Source organism: Salinicoccus hispanicus (assembly GCF_009831115.1).
Classification (GTDB): domain Bacteria; phylum Bacillota; class Bacilli; order Staphylococcales; family Salinicoccaceae; genus Salinicoccus; species Salinicoccus hispanicus.
In genome coordinates, this window is record NZ_WUUK01000004.1 from 14,957 (window position 1) to 29,398 (window position 14,442).

At 44.6% G+C, this 14,442-nt stretch carries 17 protein-coding genes; 1 reads left to right on the plus strand and 16 read right to left on the minus strand.

Features of this window, described 5'->3' with window-relative positions; genetic code table 11:
• Nucleotides 1–136: 136 nt before the first annotated feature.
• Nucleotides 137–985, minus strand: coding sequence for a helix-turn-helix domain-containing protein (locus GQ671_RS09905; RefSeq protein WP_160656443.1), 849 nt, complete (start codon nt 983–985; stop codon nt 137–139).
• Between the two features lie 198 nt (nt 986–1,183).
• On the opposite strand from GQ671_RS09905, the gene GQ671_RS09910 reads away from it, so the two are divergent.
• Nucleotides 1,184–2,350, plus strand: a complete 1,167-nt coding sequence (locus GQ671_RS09910) for a DUF2382 domain-containing protein (RefSeq protein ID WP_160656446.1) — start codon at nt 1,184–1,186, stop codon at nt 2,348–2,350.
• Between the two features lie 83 nt (nt 2,351–2,433).
• Here the strand turns inward: GQ671_RS09910 and GQ671_RS09915 are convergent, their stop codons facing one another.
• The 15 genes from GQ671_RS09915 to mnmE all read right to left on the minus strand — a co-directional run bounded on the left by GQ671_RS09915 (nt 2,434) and on the right by mnmE (nt 14,429).
• Nucleotides 2,434–2,913 (minus strand): DUF2798 domain-containing protein, encoded by a 480-nt coding sequence (locus GQ671_RS09915; RefSeq protein ID WP_160656449.1) that lies wholly within the window; start codon nt 2,911–2,913, stop codon nt 2,434–2,436.
• Between the two features lie 90 nt (nt 2,914–3,003).
• Nucleotides 3,004–3,261: a DUF6366 family protein gene (locus GQ671_RS09920; RefSeq protein WP_246153238.1), complete on the minus strand. Its 258-nt coding sequence runs from the start codon at nt 3,259–3,261 to the stop codon at nt 3,004–3,006.
• 101 nt (nt 3,262–3,362) lie between these two features.
• Nucleotides 3,363–3,602 carry a 30S ribosomal protein S18 gene (gene rpsR, locus GQ671_RS09925; RefSeq protein WP_160656455.1) on the minus strand — a complete coding sequence of 80 codons (240 nt, stop codon included), beginning with the start codon at nt 3,600–3,602 and terminating at the stop codon, nt 3,363–3,365.
• Between the two features lie 195 nt (nt 3,603–3,797).
• Nucleotides 3,798–4,484: a molybdate ABC transporter permease subunit gene (gene modB, locus GQ671_RS09930; RefSeq protein ID WP_160656458.1), complete on the minus strand. Its 687-nt coding sequence runs from the start codon at nt 4,482–4,484 to the stop codon at nt 3,798–3,800.
• Nucleotides 4,465–5,229, minus strand: a complete 765-nt coding sequence (modA, locus tag GQ671_RS09935) for a molybdate ABC transporter substrate-binding protein (RefSeq protein ID WP_322789481.1) — start codon at nt 5,227–5,229, stop codon at nt 4,465–4,467. The genes modB and modA overlap by 20 nt, the downstream gene beginning before the upstream one ends.
• Before the next feature lie 207 nt (nt 5,230–5,436).
• On the minus strand, nt 5,437–5,946 hold the full coding sequence (gene ssb / locus GQ671_RS09940; RefSeq protein ID WP_160656463.1) for a single-stranded DNA-binding protein: 510 nt from the start codon (nt 5,944–5,946) through the stop codon (nt 5,437–5,439).
• 21 nt (nt 5,947–5,967) lie between these two features.
• Entirely contained in the window at nt 5,968–6,270 is a 303-nt protein-coding gene (gene rpsF, locus GQ671_RS09945) for a 30S ribosomal protein S6 (RefSeq protein ID WP_160656466.1), read from the minus strand.
• 115 nt (nt 6,271–6,385) lie between these two features.
• On the minus strand, nt 6,386–7,486 hold the full coding sequence (ychF, locus tag GQ671_RS09950) for a redox-regulated ATPase YchF (protein WP_160656469.1): 1,101 nt from the start codon (nt 7,484–7,486) through the stop codon (nt 6,386–6,388).
• Between the two features lie 12 nt (nt 7,487–7,498).
• Entirely contained in the window at nt 7,499–7,693 is a 195-nt protein-coding gene (locus GQ671_RS09955) for a DUF951 domain-containing protein (RefSeq protein WP_160656472.1), read from the minus strand.
• 2 nt (nt 7,694–7,695) lie between these two features.
• Nucleotides 7,696–8,556, minus strand: coding sequence for a mechanosensitive ion channel family protein (locus GQ671_RS09960; protein WP_160656475.1), 861 nt, complete (start codon nt 8,554–8,556; stop codon nt 7,696–7,698).
• 96 nt (nt 8,557–8,652) lie between these two features.
• A complete protein-coding gene (locus tag GQ671_RS09965; protein WP_160656478.1) occupies nt 8,653–9,504 on the minus strand; it encodes a ParB/RepB/Spo0J family partition protein in 852 nt (283 codons plus the stop codon).
• A 108-nt stretch (nt 9,505–9,612) separates the two neighbouring features.
• Nucleotides 9,613–10,425, minus strand: coding sequence for a ParB/RepB/Spo0J family partition protein (locus GQ671_RS09970; protein ID WP_160656481.1), 813 nt, complete (start codon nt 10,423–10,425; stop codon nt 9,613–9,615).
• Between the two features lie 16 nt (nt 10,426–10,441).
• On the minus strand, nt 10,442–11,155 hold the full coding sequence (rsmG, locus tag GQ671_RS09975) for a 16S rRNA (guanine(527)-N(7))-methyltransferase RsmG (RefSeq protein WP_160656484.1): 714 nt from the start codon (nt 11,153–11,155) through the stop codon (nt 10,442–10,444).
• Nucleotides 11,152–13,035, minus strand: coding sequence for a tRNA uridine-5-carboxymethylaminomethyl(34) synthesis enzyme MnmG (mnmG, locus tag GQ671_RS09980; protein WP_211364910.1), 1,884 nt, complete (start codon nt 13,033–13,035; stop codon nt 11,152–11,154). The genes rsmG and mnmG overlap by 4 nt, the downstream gene beginning before the upstream one ends.
• A 14-nt stretch (nt 13,036–13,049) precedes the next feature.
• Nucleotides 13,050–14,429 (minus strand): tRNA uridine-5-carboxymethylaminomethyl(34) synthesis GTPase MnmE, encoded by a 1,380-nt coding sequence (gene mnmE / locus GQ671_RS09985; protein WP_160656487.1) that lies wholly within the window; start codon nt 14,427–14,429, stop codon nt 13,050–13,052.
• Nucleotides 14,430–14,442: the final 13 nt, after the last annotated feature.

Below are 14,442 nucleotides of genomic sequence, written 5' to 3' on the forward strand. Positions count from 1 at the left end.
CTCATGCTTGTAAAACCAAGTACAATAACTAAAGCCATAAACATTTGTTTCATAAATGAACATCCCCTTTATAATTCTTATGCTAATTCCTAGCATTAATTATATTTTAGGAGATGAGCTGGATTTATAATAGCTTTTACGACGAAATATTCTCCCGGGAATAATTTTTCAGTTTTTCGTACAATTCAAGCTTATTTCCCAACTTATAAAGGTACTCTGATTTTTTTATAATCTTCAATGCTTCATCTGAATATCCCAAAGCATTGAGTGAAACCACTTCATTATATAGGATTTCACAAAGTAGATATGTTGATTCCTTTTCTTGCAGTATTTTCTTTGCTTTATCTGCATACTTCATTGCTCGTCCATATTCATGCCTTTTACAATAGCTTATCGATAAATTAAATAGTACTTTAACTATCAATTTAAATGACTTTTTACCGGAATGAGCATAATAGCTCTCTGCTTCTTTATAAAATTCAACAGCATCAATGTTCATTTTGCTCAGAATATTACCTTTAGCCAAATACATTTCTGCTACTTTTTCGTACATCCACTCGTTAGTATCGTTTTCTGCTATTGCTTCATTAATTTTACTAAGTGCTTCTTTAAGGTTACCTTTTGAATATTCTACAATTGCAAGATGCCATTGATGATACCCTTCCAATTCAGGAGATTGCCTCCAGAATTGGTCACATTCACTTTCTATTATCTCTTCCATCCTTATGTAGTTCCCATGTACTCTACACTCATCCAATTCTTGTTGAATAATATGAAAAGGAGTCATATAGTTTCCACAAAACACATCATGTATGCTCAGGTTCAATCTTTCCAGCACATCTATCAATTCGTTTAAAGGGATTGTGTATATGTCATTTTCCAGCCGTGATATCGCAGATTGGGATGTAATATTCTCGGCTAATTTCAGCTGTGAAAATGCCATCATCTTTCTTCTGCCTCTAATTTTTTCTCCTACGTTTTCCAAATGTTCCCACCCTTTTTAGAATATTATTCCATATTGTCAATACTTATGTCCATTTAAATTTTTTGTGCTTAGTTTATTAGATTTCATCGTGGGTATACTTTTACTACATGCAAAGGTGTTATAAAAAATCGAACATGAACAGTCACTTGTAGAAGCGATAACGACACTTAAATTATTAAAAAAATGGAGGTAAGAGTTATGCGTAAGATTGAATCATATACAAGCGAACAGGAAATGCTAGGTAGAATTGAACAGTTGAAATCCGACGGCATCAATGAAGATCAGATTACTGTAGTGTCCAGAGAAGAGCTTGAAGGTTCTTCGTTGAACTACACTGATGTAAATTACAAAACTTCTGAAGGAAGCACATGGGATAAGGTTGTTTCATTCTTTTCTGCAGAACAGCCTGAAGATCGTGTAATGACTAACCTTAACTTGAGCTCCCAAGAAGAAGAAGAGTATAGACAAGCGTTGGACAGCGGCAAGATTCTTCTATACGTAAATGATGAGATGGAAGGCGATACGACCGACTATCCAACTGATCCATTATTGGAAGATGACTCCGACAGAGTAGATACTGGCGAATCCGCAGATCGTCCGGCTTCCACTCCAGGCAGTGCTCACAGCCCAGGTGTAACTGGTGCTGCTGGTGCAACAGCTGCCGCTGGTGGTATCGGTTCAGACCGGGGACGTGATGAAAACAGCTACATTGATGGTGCAGAAAATCCGGAAATAGAAGAAGATTATCAGTATGAAGGCAAAGACAACCGCGCAATCAATGACGACATGGTGGAAGGACGCCGTGATCAAAATGTAGTGGACACTGAAAGAGATAGTGCACTGGGAGAAAGGGAAGGTAGATATAACGTGGATGAAAGAGCACTGAACAATGATGAGTTTTCCGACAGAACAGACCTGACCGAAGAAGAGAAGCTTCAACTTCGTGAAGAGCGCCTGAATGTAGATAAAGAAAATGTCAAAACCGGTGAAGTAAATATCGATAAGCACGTTGAAACAGATCATCAGGAATTCGATGTCCCTGTAGAACGTGACGAAGTTACAATTGAGCGTCGTCCAGTAGATGGCGACCGGCCAGCTGGCGACATCGGTACAACAGATAACGACTCCATTAACGTTTCTGTTAATGAAGAACGTGTTAATGTTGAAAAAGAAGATGTTGTAAGTGAAGAAGTTGTTGTTAAAAAAGATAAAATCAAAGATACAGAACATGTATCCGAAGATGTACGTCGTGAAGATGTAGACATCGATGAAACTGACTCTACAAGAGGTACTCTCGGTAACGATCGTTCGGATAGAGATGGTCTGGACAATGACCGTTTGGACAACGACAGAAATAGATTCTAAAGATAGATTCAAACCCAAATGACCTTTTGGTCATTTGGGTTTTTTCTTGTGTATTAAAATTTAATAGCCTATATTTATTCCTGCTACGCTGCAGTAGTTTGATTGAAAGGGATTTTACTGAAAATGAACCTGACCAGTGGACCTGCTATAAGCAATTGCAGTGGCAGCGCAAAGATGAAGTTTTTTAGGAAAGTGGATAGATATAGATTCAATATTGAAGTATCACCTACTGCTCCGGCATTCATGGACATTATCAGACCGAATATGGACATCAACAGTGCCATGCCAATCACCATGAAGAATGAAATGGTCAGTATCATAAAGATTTTTTTAGCTGTGAGACTATACACCTTATGACCAATGCTTTTAGCGATAGGAGCAACCAGAACCATATCCAGGAATAGAGCAATCGTATAGGCAAGAATAAAACTGAAGACTTGCTTGGAAAAAGGCAGAGTGAAAATATTACCGTTTAAAATCTCATTGTATATGGTCATTATAAAAACCAGGAAGAAACACATGATCATACTAAAAACTAAGCTTTCTTTTTTTGTAGTTGGCATACATAAATCTCCTTTTCTGATCAATAAGAGTCAGTATACCTATTTGGAAACCCGCTTCGTAAGTGAACATTGTGTGAACGATTGATATTGTTAATTGAAAATGAAGAAGCCGATGATTGCCACTATTATAATTATGAGAATCAGTATGCCAAGCCCTCTCCATCCCAGGGTACCTGTCAAATCAGGCAAACTACCGTTATCTGTTCTATTGGAAGCATCCCTTAAATTACCACCAGGATTATTTTTCAATTCTTCCTGTCTCAATCTCTCTCTTACTTGTTCAGGTGTTTCTTTATCTTTAACCATTGGAGATAGCCCTCCTGTGTAATAAGTTAGTATTGCTCTCATCTTAACACATTAGAGCCATATAAGATTTTCTCCAAAAATTTACCAAAACATAAAAAACCCTTGAAACGTTACCGCTTCAAGGGTCTAACACTTAGCCTATATTATTGCTCTTCCTTAACATATGGAAGCAATGCCATATGACGTGAGCGCTTGATCGCTTTTGTAAGCTGGCGCTGATACTTCGCAGAAGTACCTGTTACACGTCTTGGAAGAATTTTTCCACGTTCTGAAATGAACTTTTTAAGGAGTTCGACTTCTTTATAGTCAATGTGCGTAATACCATTGGCTGTGAAGTAACAAACCTTTTTGCGGCGACGACCGCCTCTTCTTGGACCTGCCATGAGTTATCCTCCTCTACAGATTGAACGTTGCAATGCAGTAGTGTGTGGTTACTGCGTAAGCATGTTCATATCTATAATTTTGTTATTTCTTATGAACGTGTGGAAGTGTCTTTGTATGTGCATGGTATATTTTACACATTTTCATCTCTGTTGTCAATCCAAGAATCATGTTAATTGTATCTTCTAATCAAACAATTATCTGCTTGGATTTTTGGTTCTGGCAATGAACAGCATGATGAAAGAGATGATGACTATCGTAATGACCCACATCCAGGCGAGTGCCATCCTGCCTGAATCAAGCGCAATATAAATGGCTGTCGGCACTGTCTGGGTGACACCGGGTATGTTGCCGGCAAACATCAACGTTGCACCGAATTCTCCGAGTGCCCTGGCAAAACTCAGAATACCGCCTGCCATAAGCGCTCTGGATGCAAGTGGCATGGAAATGCGGAGGAACGTCTGGAAACGCCCTGCACCATCCACTTTGGCCGCCTCTTCAATATCTCTATCAATATTTTGAAACCCTGCCTTGGCAGATTGGTACATGAGCGGGAAGGCGACGACCGTGCTGGCAATCACTGCGGCATACCAAGTAAAGATGACAGGCTGGTTGAACACCCAGATGATCCATTCCCCTATGATGCTATTGTTGCCGAAGATGACAATCAGCAAAAACCCGACTACTGTCGGCGGCAGTACAAGCGGCAGCATGATGACCGTCTCCACAATGGATTGGCCTGGAAAACTGCGGTCCACCATCCATTTTCCGACGAGTGTACCGAGAATGAAAACGATGATCAACGCAATGACCGACACTCTTAAAGACAAGAGTACCGGCTCGAGGAACGCCTCTAATGTAATGCTACTGAATAGTAAATCCATAGTCTTCAAACACCTTTAGCGCCGCTTTCGACTGGAGGAATTCGTAGAATTCCATTGCGGCCTCATGATTTTTTGAATCTTTCAGTACACCTGCCGGATAACTGATCGGTGTATGAAGAGATGGGGAAAGTTCTTCAGTGATAACGGCTTTATCACTTCCGATGGCATCTGTACGGTAGACGATACCTGCATCGACATTTCCCGTTTCCACATAGGACAGTACTTGTCTGACATCCTTTGCATATACGATATCCGCTTCCAATGCTTCAAACAGACCGAGAGACGCCAGTGCTTCTTCAGCATACTTACCAGCGGGTACAGTACCTGGTGTCCCGATGGAAAGGGTATCGGCATGATCGAGTGCATCCATACTGATCTCTTCATTTCCTTTTGGCACAATGAGTACAAGCGAGTTGCCGAGCAGTTCGGTATGTGCGGAAGCATCAATCTTTTCTTCATCAAGCAGAACCTGAAATTTATCTTCTGCTGCTGAAATGAAAAGATCTACCGGCGCACCTTGCGAAATCTGCTTCTGTAATGTACCCGATCCCCCGAGGTTGAAAGACAGCTCAACATCCGGCTGTGTTTCTTCATAGAGTTTCTTGATCTCCTCCATGGCATCACCCAGACTCGCAGCTGCTGAAACCGTCAGAGATTGCTCTTCTTCGCCGGAAGCACTGCTGCATCCCGCAATCATTAAAAATGTACCCAGTATACACGCAAGCATGATCCTTCTCATAAAAATGCTCCATTCTCGATTAAAGGTTCACTTACAATTATAAACATGTGAAGGACATTAGAGAATACAGCCACAGCGATTTATTGTGAAATAAAAAAGGCATTCCGGATAATCCGGAATGCCTCTGATATAGAATACACACACTATATTCTATATATGCACACACACACTTTTCACACGTTTATTACAAATACCCGTTCTCGGGGTATCCGATTAGAATGGTAGGTCGTCATCACTGATATCAACCGGTCCGTCTGCATTTGCAAATGGATTTTCCTCGTTCGAGTTCTTCCTCGACTGCTGAGGTGCCGGTTTGGAACCAGTGGACTGGTTACCGTACGCATTCTGGTAGCTATCTGCGGAATTGTTATTATATTGTTGATTACTGCCTTGCCCCTGCTGCCCTTTAGGCTCCAGGAACTGCACACTATCACACACTACTTCAGTCACATACACTCTTTGACCTTCTTTATTCTCATAGGAACGGCTCTGCAATCTGCCATCTACTCCTGTCAGACTGCCTTTCTTCAAATACTGGTTGACGTTCTCTGCTTGTTTACGGAAAACCACACAGTTGATGAAGTCAGCACCACGCTCACCATTTGAACTTGTAAACGGACGGTTGACCGCCAGCGTAAAGGTCGCTACAGAAATATTACTTTGACTGACTTTCAGTTCAGGGTCTTTAGTAAGACGCCCTACTAATACAACACGGTTCAGCATGTAATCAACTCCATTGTATTATTACTTGTTGTTTTCAGCTTGTTCATCAACAACAATGATGTGACGAATTATCTCATTGTTGATTTTGGCCAAACGATCGAATTCGCTTGTTGCTTCCACATCAGCATTGACTTTGACGATGTGATAAAAGCCTTCTTTGAAATCATTGATTTCGTAAGCCAGGCGTCGTTTACCCCACTCTTTTGATTCGACGATTTCCGCTCCTTGGGAAGTCAGTACGTTGTCAAAACGCTCAGTAAGCGCTTTTTTCGCATCCTCCTCAACATCCGGGCGGATAACATATAGAATTTCATATGCCTTCATCTTCTACACCTCCTTATGGTCTTTAGCGGCCTATCTACATGGAAATAGGCAAGGAATAATTTTCATTACTCACAATCCAATATTATACCAGTCATCGATTCATTTTACAATGTTTCTATACGTTAAATCTGAAATGAACGACGTCGCCATCTTTCATGATGTAATCTTTACCTTCAAGACGGACCTTGCCGGCCTCTTTGGCTTTCGCCATATTGCCGTTGCCGACGAGGTCATCATAACTGACCGTCTCTGCACGGATGAACCCTTTCTGGAAGTCCGTATGGATAATGCCCGCACATTCCGGTGCTGTCATTCCTTCCTTGAACGTCCATGCTCTGACTTCTTCTACACCCGCTGTGAAATATGTCGCGAGTCCGAGCAGTCCATACGCCGCCTTGATCAGCTTGTCCAGGCCGGATTCCTCGATGCCGAGGTCTTCCAGGAACATCTCCTTTTCTTCCTCATCCAGTACAGCAATCTCCTCTTCAACCTTCGCAGAGATTACGATGACCTCAGAACCTTCCTTCTCAGCATATTCCTGAATTGATTTAAGGTGTACGTTCTGATCAAGATCAGCAAGTTCTTCTTCTGCAACGTTGGCCACATAAAGCATGGGCTTTTGCGTCAGTAGATGGAGTGTTTTGACTTGTTGTGCTTCCTCTTCAGTGAATTCAAGCGCACGAACTGGCTGGTCATTTTCGAGGCCCTCTTTGATCTTGGAGAGTAGTGCCTGCTCAGCCATTGCTTCCTTGTCTTTTTGTCTCGCCATCTTCTCAAGGCGTGGCAATCTTTTTTCAATACTTTCAAGATCGGCAAAAATCAGTTCCATATTGATGATTTCAATATCATCAATCGGGTCGATTTTACCTGAAACGTGTGTCACATTCTCATCATCAAACGCACGGACAACCTGGCAGATTGCGTCAACTTCGCGGATATGAGCGAGGAATTTGTTGCCGAGTCCTTCACCTTTGGAAGCACCTTTTACGATCCCGGCGATATCTGTAAATTCAAAAGCCGTTGGAATGGTCTTCTTCGGTACCACCATCTCCGTCAGTACATTCAGTCTCTCATCCGGCACTTCGACGATTCCGACATTCGGATCGATTGTTGCGAATGGATAGTTTGCTGCGAGCGCGCCTGCTTTGGTTATTGCGTTGAATAGTGTGGATTTGCCGACGTTCGGCAATCCGACGATACCTGCTGTCAAAGCCATTTATAATCACCTTTATGCTTCATATTTTTGTTTTACTGCTTTCATTCTCTTCTCAAAATCGCGTCTTGGCATCATGATGACCCGGTCACATTGGGTGCATTTGATTTTGATATCGGCTCCCATGCGAGTGATGCGGAACAGTCTATTGCCACATGGATGCTGTTTCTTCATTTCAACAATATCGTTCAGATCATATTCTTTTGACATGATTATTCACCCTTATTTTTAGTGACATCGAACTGCTGAATGTCCATCTTGGGTACGGAAATCTGAATGCCTTTTTCAAGGAGATGGTTTTTGATTGCTTTTCTCATACGACGTGTTGCTCCGAAATGTTCCATCGGCTGCGTTTCCAACATGACGCGGATGATTGCTTCCCCGTTTTGAATGCCTTGCAGACCAAGGATCTCAGGCTTCGTAATCAGCGTATCTTCCTCCTGCCAATGCACCTTGAAGTAAGATTCCAGTATATTTTCTACTTTATTCAGATCTTCTTCAACCGCAACGTTGATATCAAGCATCGATATCGCATTGTACCGGGAAAAGTTGACGACTTCGTTGATGATACCATTCGGTATGATGAAGAGTTCACCTTCCCACCCTTGGATCCTTGTTGCCCGCAGGCCGAAAGACAGCACTTCGCCTTCCGCAACGGTAGTTCCAGAAGTATTCGCTCTTACAAAATCACCTTTATCAAACTGGTTCTCCAGAAGGATGAAGAATCCGGTGATGATATCCTTCACAAGACTCTGTGCACCAAAACCGATTGCCAAACCAACCACACCAGCACCGGCGAGAAGCGTTCGTACCGGCAGATTGAAGAATTCAAGAACCATCATGATGACGACGAACCAGATAAATACTGTGACCGCATTCTGCAGTACGTTGACAAGGGTCTGATTCCGTTTATCTGTTCCTTTTAGACGGGATTTGCCTTTTGCCTTAAAGAAGTTTCCTATCACTCTGTTTATGATTTTGATTCCAATCAGTGCTACGACGATTATTGCAATCGCTGCAAGTATTCTGCCACCGATGCCCATCCATAGATCTGGATTCTTAAGTTCTAACATAATCTCTTCAATAAATGAAAGATCCAACGGATCTTCCAATGAAGTTGTATTACCAAGACTAAACAAACTCACAATCTTTCACCTTCGCTTTTCTTTTTATTCATTTTCCAATAAGGACATGATCCTCTTATATTCCTCTTCACTTCTGAATTCAAAGGAAATGGTGCCCTTTTTACGCTTCTTTCTGATTTCCACTGTCGTGCCGAACCGTTCCTTTAGCATTGCTTCATGCCGCTCGATGAACGCTGGCCTGCTCTGTTTCTGTTTCCTGGACACAGTCACATCCTGAAGACTTTTGACGTAGGCCTCAAGCGCTCTGACACTCATTTCTTCTGCCATAGCGTGCTTTGCCGCATCCTCCATCTGTATGGGATCTTTTAGCCCCAGAAGTGTCCGTCCATGGGCTCCGGATAGCGCGTCTTCGTTGATCATCTGCCGGATTGCCTGGGGCAGATTGAGCAGTCTCAGCATATTGGCAATATAGGGCCTCGATTTCCCGAGCCGCTGGGCTACTTCATTCTGGGTGATATTCAATGTTGTCATCAGTTGCCGGTAGCTTAGTGCCTCTTCGAGCGGATTCAGGTTCTCCCGCTGCAAGTTTTCAATGATGGCCAGTTCCATCATCTCCGTATCTGTCATCTCCTTGATGATGGCCGGAATGGTCTCCCGATTCAACAGTCTACTTGCACGATAACGGCGTTCCCCAGCAACAATATCATAGCCTTTGACAGATTTCCTGACGATGATCGGCTGGATGACCCCATGGTTTTCAATTGATTCAGCCAGTTCCTTCAACTTTTCTTCATTGAATTCAACCCGGGGCTGATATGGATTTCTTCTGATTTCGGAAATTTTAAGTTCGATGACTGCCTCACCTTCCCTGTTCCCGGAAAATATAGCATCCAGTCCCTTACCGAGACTTTTGCCCAGTCCTTTCTGCCTCGCCATGTCCACTACCTCCAGTGCAGCATTGCTCTATGTAAAATTCACATGCTGTTATTATATCAGTCAGCCCGCCATTTGTAACATAAGAAAAACACCCACACAAGTGAGTGTCTATTTATATATCTTGATCGTCACTTCATGGAATGCCGCTTCATCGGACGCCTCGTAGGAAACATTGAATCCTTTATCCTTGAGCTTGTCGACTTCCCGATTGAGATCGTTCAGAACGAAAGAGACATCATCATTGAAATCAAGTGAATCATTGGTGTGCTTGAGCCTCTTTCTGACAGCATGCTCCGTATCCTTGACCGTCATCTTTTCCCGTCTGATCTCCTCAAGGACTTCACCCTGCATTTCGTCTTCAAGACTAAGCAGCGATCTGGCATGGCGTTCTGTAATCTCCTGCTTCTGCAGTGCTTCAATCACTTCGTCGGAAAGTTTCAGAAGACGGAGCTTATTGGCAATGAAGGATTGGCTCTTGCCGAGATTCTGGGCCAGGTTCTTCTGTGTGATGCCGTCCATCTTGAGCAGTTTCTTATAGGCCTTCGCCTCTTCTATGCTGGAGAGGTTCTCGCGCTGGATGTTCTCTATCAGCGCAATGGCAGCAGATTCTGTATCGGTCAGATACTTCACAATGACTTCCGCTTCTTCCCGATTGAGCATTTTCAGTGCTCTGAATCTACGCTCTCCTGCAATAATCTCATACATTCCTTCTTCTATCGGACGCACGGTGATGGGCTGGAGCAATCCATGCTCCTCAATGGAATCCGCCAGTTCCCTGATCCGGTCACGGTCGAATTCCGTCCGCGGCTGATAACGATTCGGGACGATATTTTCCATCGGCAAGTGCTGCAATGATACATTCTCCTGCTGATCTTCACTTTTATCTATCAGACCAAAAAGTCTTGAAAATGGTTTCTTCACTTGCCACACCTGCCTTTTATTTTAATGGAGATTTATTCGGAGTACCCGCTTTTCTCGGATATTTCCCGGGTGATTTTCTCCGCTTTTTAATATCCAGTATATAGCGTTCACTGTCTTCTTCAGGAAGCGTAAAGTTATGCGTGTCTTCAAGCTCTCCGCCGAGAAGATCCAGGGCGAAGCGGCTGTCTTCAAGTTCTTGGACACCCTTCCGCCCTTTCAGAACTATGAAGTGTCCGCCTGTTCTGACGAGTGGCAGACAGAGTTCCGCCAATACATTCAGCTGGGCTACTGCACGTGCCGTTACAATATCGAACATATGACGCTGTGCACCCTGTGCGAAGTTTTCGGCACGGTCATGCACCAGGTGGATCTTGTCCAGAGCAAGCTCTGCTGCCAGTTCGTTCAGAAACATGATGCGTTTATTCAGCGAATCCACTATCGTCACCTTGATATCCGGCCTGACTATCTTCATTGGGATACTCGGGAAGCCGGCACCAGCACCTACATCGCAGATGCTTGCACCTTCCGGGATGTCCACATGGAACAGTGGTGTCAGTGAATCATAGAAGTGTTTCAGATAGACGTCCGCTTCATCGGTTACTGCTGTCAGATTGACTTTGTCATTCCATTCGACAAGCAGGTCGAAATACTTCCTGAACTGGCCGATCTGAACATCATTCAATTCAATGCCCTCTTGCTTCAGTGCGTCGATAAACTGTCCTTCTCTCATGCATTCACCCGTTTGATGTCACCCTGTTCAATATAGACAAGCAGAATGGAGATGTCTGCAGGATTGACTCCCGATATTCTTGAAGCCTGGGCTATATCAAGCGGCTTGACCGTCTTCAGTTTATCACGCGCTTCTGTGGCGAGTGAATGGATGACGTCATAGTCGATGTCCATCGGTATCTTCTTCTTCTCCATGCGTTTCACCTTATCGACCTGCAGAAGCGACTTTTTGATGTAGCCTTCATATTTCACCTGGATCTCTACCTGTTCATACTCTTCCTGTGTCAACGTCGTTTCATCTTCCAGTATAGTCATGATGGAATCATAATCCATCTCCGGGCGTCTCAGCAGTTCGATGGCAAGAATACCATCCTTGAGTGCTGTGCCGCCTTTTTCAGCAATGATGGACTGGGCAAGTTCATTCGGTTTGATGCGGATGCCTTTCAGACGTCCAAGTTCATTTTCGATGTTCTGCTTCTTCACCTGGAAAGCATCATATCTGGTGTCGGAGATCAGACCAATGTCATGGCCGATCTCTGTCAGACGCATGTCCGCATTATCGTGACGGAGCAGCAGACGGTGTTCCGCTCTTGAAGTAAGGAGTCTATACGGCTCATTCGTGCCTTTTGTTACAAGGTCATCGATGAGTACGCCGATATAGGCATCCGAGCGGCTGAGTACCAGCTCCTCTTCTCCGAGCAGCTTGCTTGCTGCATTGATGCCTGCAATGAGTCCCTGGCCTGCTGCTTCCTCGTAACCGCTTGTCCCATTGATCTGACCTGCCGTGTACAAGTTCTTGATCTTCTTCGTCTCAAGGGTCGGCCACAGCTGCGTCGGTACGAGCGCGTCGTATTCGATGGCATAGCCGGCACGCATCATTCTGGCATTTTCAAGGCCTGGAACTGAAGCAAGCATTTCTCTCTGGACATTTTCAGGCATACTCGTGGAAAGTCCTTGTACGTAGACTTCCTTCGTGCCCCGGCCTTCAGGCTCCAGAAAGATCTGGTGCCGCGGCTTGTCATTAAAACGGACGATCTTGTCTTCGATGGATGGGCAGTAGCGTGGCCCTGTCCCTTTGATCATGCCGGAATACATCGCTGAGAGGTGCAGGTTGTCATTGATGATGATATGCGTATTCTCGGTAGTATAGGTCAGCCAGCATGGCAGCTGGTCCATGATGAATTCCGTCGTTTCAAAGCTGAATGCACGCGGAACATCGTCTCCCGGCTGAATTTCAGTTTTGGAGTAGTCGATGGAGTCGGAATTGACTCTCGGTGGTGTTCCTGTCTTGAATCTTACAATATCAAAACCGAGATCTTTCATCTGGTCGGCAAGCGGTACGGAAGGCATCTGATGGTTCGGTCCGCTGGAGTACTTCAGATCTCCGAGGATGATCTCCCCGCGCAGGAACGTACCTGTCGTTACGATCACTGCATCCGCTTCATATACTGTGCCAATATTCGTTCTGACACCTTTGACTTCGTCATCTTCAATGATCATTTCATCCACCATGCCCTGAAGAATATCCAGGTTCGGTTCGTCTTCAAGCACACGCTTCATCTCCTGCTGATACAGGACCTTATCCGCCTGTGCACGCAACGCCCGGACTGCCGGACCTTTGCCGGTATTGAGCATACGCATCTGTATATGCGTCTTATCAATCACTTTTGCCATCTCTCCGCCGAGTGCATCGACTTCGCGGACTACAATGCCTTTTGCAGGCCCCCCTACGGAAGGGTTGCAGGGCATGAAGGCGATATTATCAAGGTTGATTGTCAGCATGAGCGTTCTAAGCCCTTTTCGTGCAGAGGCCAGTCCCGCTTCAACGCCGGCATGTCCTGCACCGATGACAACAACATCGTATTTCATATTACTTGCCATAGTTATCCTCCTTTTTATTTTCCGAGACAGAACTGGCTGAAGAGCTGGTCGATCAGCTGTTCGCTGACATCCTCGCCAATCACTTCTCCGAGCAGTTCCCACGTTTTTACAAGATCGATCTGGATGATATCCACCGGAATATCCATTTCGGCGGACTCTATCGCATCAGATATTGATGACGCTGCCTGTTCAAGCAGATGGATATGACGGTTGTTCGATACATAGGTGGAATCCACAGACTGTATTTCACCTTCGAAGAACAATGCGGCAATCCTGTCCTCGAGTTCATCCACGCCCGTACTGTTGATGATGGACGTCTTGACGATGGGCATTTCCGGATATCTTGATTTCAGGTCTTCTACGTCCAGTTTTGCTTCCAGATCCAGTTTATTTACAATATTGATGACCTTCTGATCCGACATGGAATTGAGAATCTCCACATCTTCATCTGTCAGTGTTTCATTATTATTCAGGACATACAGGATGAGTTCGGCTTCCTTCAGAGCCTGACGGCTGCGCTCGACACCTATCTTTTCAACGATGTCGTCGGTATCGCGTATACCGGCCGTATCTATCAGCTTGAGCGGAATGCCGTTGACGTTCACATACTCTTCCAGAATATCACGTGTCGTCCCTGCAACATCCGTTACGATGGCCTTGTTATCCTGAATGAGATAGTTGAGCAGAGAACTTTTGCCGACATTCGGTTTGCCGATGATGACGGTGCTCAGCCCTTCTCTCAGAATCCTGCCCTGTGTGCTGCTTTTCAGCAGCTTCTCGATTTCCTTTTTGACTTTCCGGGATTCTTCCTGGAGAAATTCAGTCGTCGCTTCCTCAACGTCATCATACTCAGGATAGTCGATATTCACTTCCACCTGGGCCAGTATGTTGAGGATGCTCTGCCGCAGTTCTTCGACATAGGACTTCAACCTGCCCTGCATCTGCTGATTGGCCACTTTGGACGCTTCAGTCGTCTTCGATCTGATGAAATCCATGACACCTTCCGCCTGGGACAGGTCGATTCTGCCATTAAGAAAAGCACGTTTTGTAAATTCACCCGGTTCCGCCATACGTGCACCATGCTTCAGTGTCAGCTGAAGTACCCGGTTGACCGTGTGTACGCCACCATGACAATTGATTTCAACGATATCCTCACGCGTATAGGTGCGGGGGGCCCTCATGATTGCCACCATGACTTCTTCCACAGATTCCTGTGTATCCGGATCCATGATATGCCCGTAGTTGATTGTATGCGAATCCACTGATGACAGAGATTTTGCCCCTTTATAGAGACGGTCTGCAATTTCAACGGCATCGATGCCCGATAGACGTACGATTGCGATGGCACCTTCACCCACCGGAGTGGAAATGCTGGATATTGTTTCTAATTGCATGATGCAATACTCC

Bases quoted from the DNA above. Each gene is read 5' to 3' on its own strand.
- GQ671_RS09955 (WP_160656472.1), bottom strand. From the start codon at position 7,693: ATGTCAAAAGAATATGATCTGAACGATATTGTTGAAATGAAGAAACAG.
- GQ671_RS09920 (WP_246153238.1), bottom strand. From the start codon at position 3,261: ATGAGAGCAATACTAACTTATTACACAGGAGGGCTATCTCCAATGGTT.
- ssb (WP_160656463.1), bottom strand. From the start codon at position 5,946: ATGCTGAACCGTGTTGTATTAGTAGGGCGTCTTACTAAAGACCCTGAA.
- GQ671_RS09965 (WP_160656478.1), bottom strand. From the start codon at position 9,504: ATGGCGAGGCAGAAAGGACTGGGCAAAAGTCTCGGTAAGGGACTGGAT.
- rpsF (WP_160656466.1), bottom strand. From the start codon at position 6,270: ATGAAGGCATATGAAATTCTATATGTTATCCGCCCGGATGTTGAGGAG.
- GQ671_RS09910 (WP_160656446.1), top strand. From the start codon at position 1,184: ATGCGTAAGATTGAATCATATACAAGCGAACAGGAAATGCTAGGTAGA.
- ychF (WP_160656469.1), bottom strand. From the start codon at position 7,486: ATGGCTTTGACAGCAGGTATCGTCGGATTGCCGAACGTCGGCAAATCC.
- modB (WP_160656458.1), bottom strand. From the start codon at position 4,484: ATGGATTTACTATTCAGTAGCATTACATTAGAGGCGTTCCTCGAGCCG.
- GQ671_RS09960 (WP_160656475.1), bottom strand. From the start codon at position 8,556: ATGTTAGAACTTAAGAATCCAGATCTATGGATGGGCATCGGTGGCAGA.
- mnmG (WP_211364910.1), bottom strand. From the start codon at position 13,035: ATGGCAAGTAATATGAAATACGATGTTGTTGTCATCGGTGCAGGACAT.
- rpsR (WP_160656455.1), bottom strand. From the start codon at position 3,602: ATGGCAGGTCCAAGAAGAGGCGGTCGTCGCCGCAAAAAGGTTTGTTAC.
- mnmE (WP_160656487.1), bottom strand. From the start codon at position 14,429: ATGCAATTAGAAACAATATCCAGCATTTCCACTCCGGTGGGTGAAGGT.
- rsmG (WP_160656484.1), bottom strand. From the start codon at position 11,155: ATGAGAGAAGGACAGTTTATCGACGCACTGAAGCAAGAGGGCATTGAA.
- GQ671_RS09915 (WP_160656449.1), bottom strand. From the start codon at position 2,913: ATGCCAACTACAAAAAAAGAAAGCTTAGTTTTTAGTATGATCATGTGT.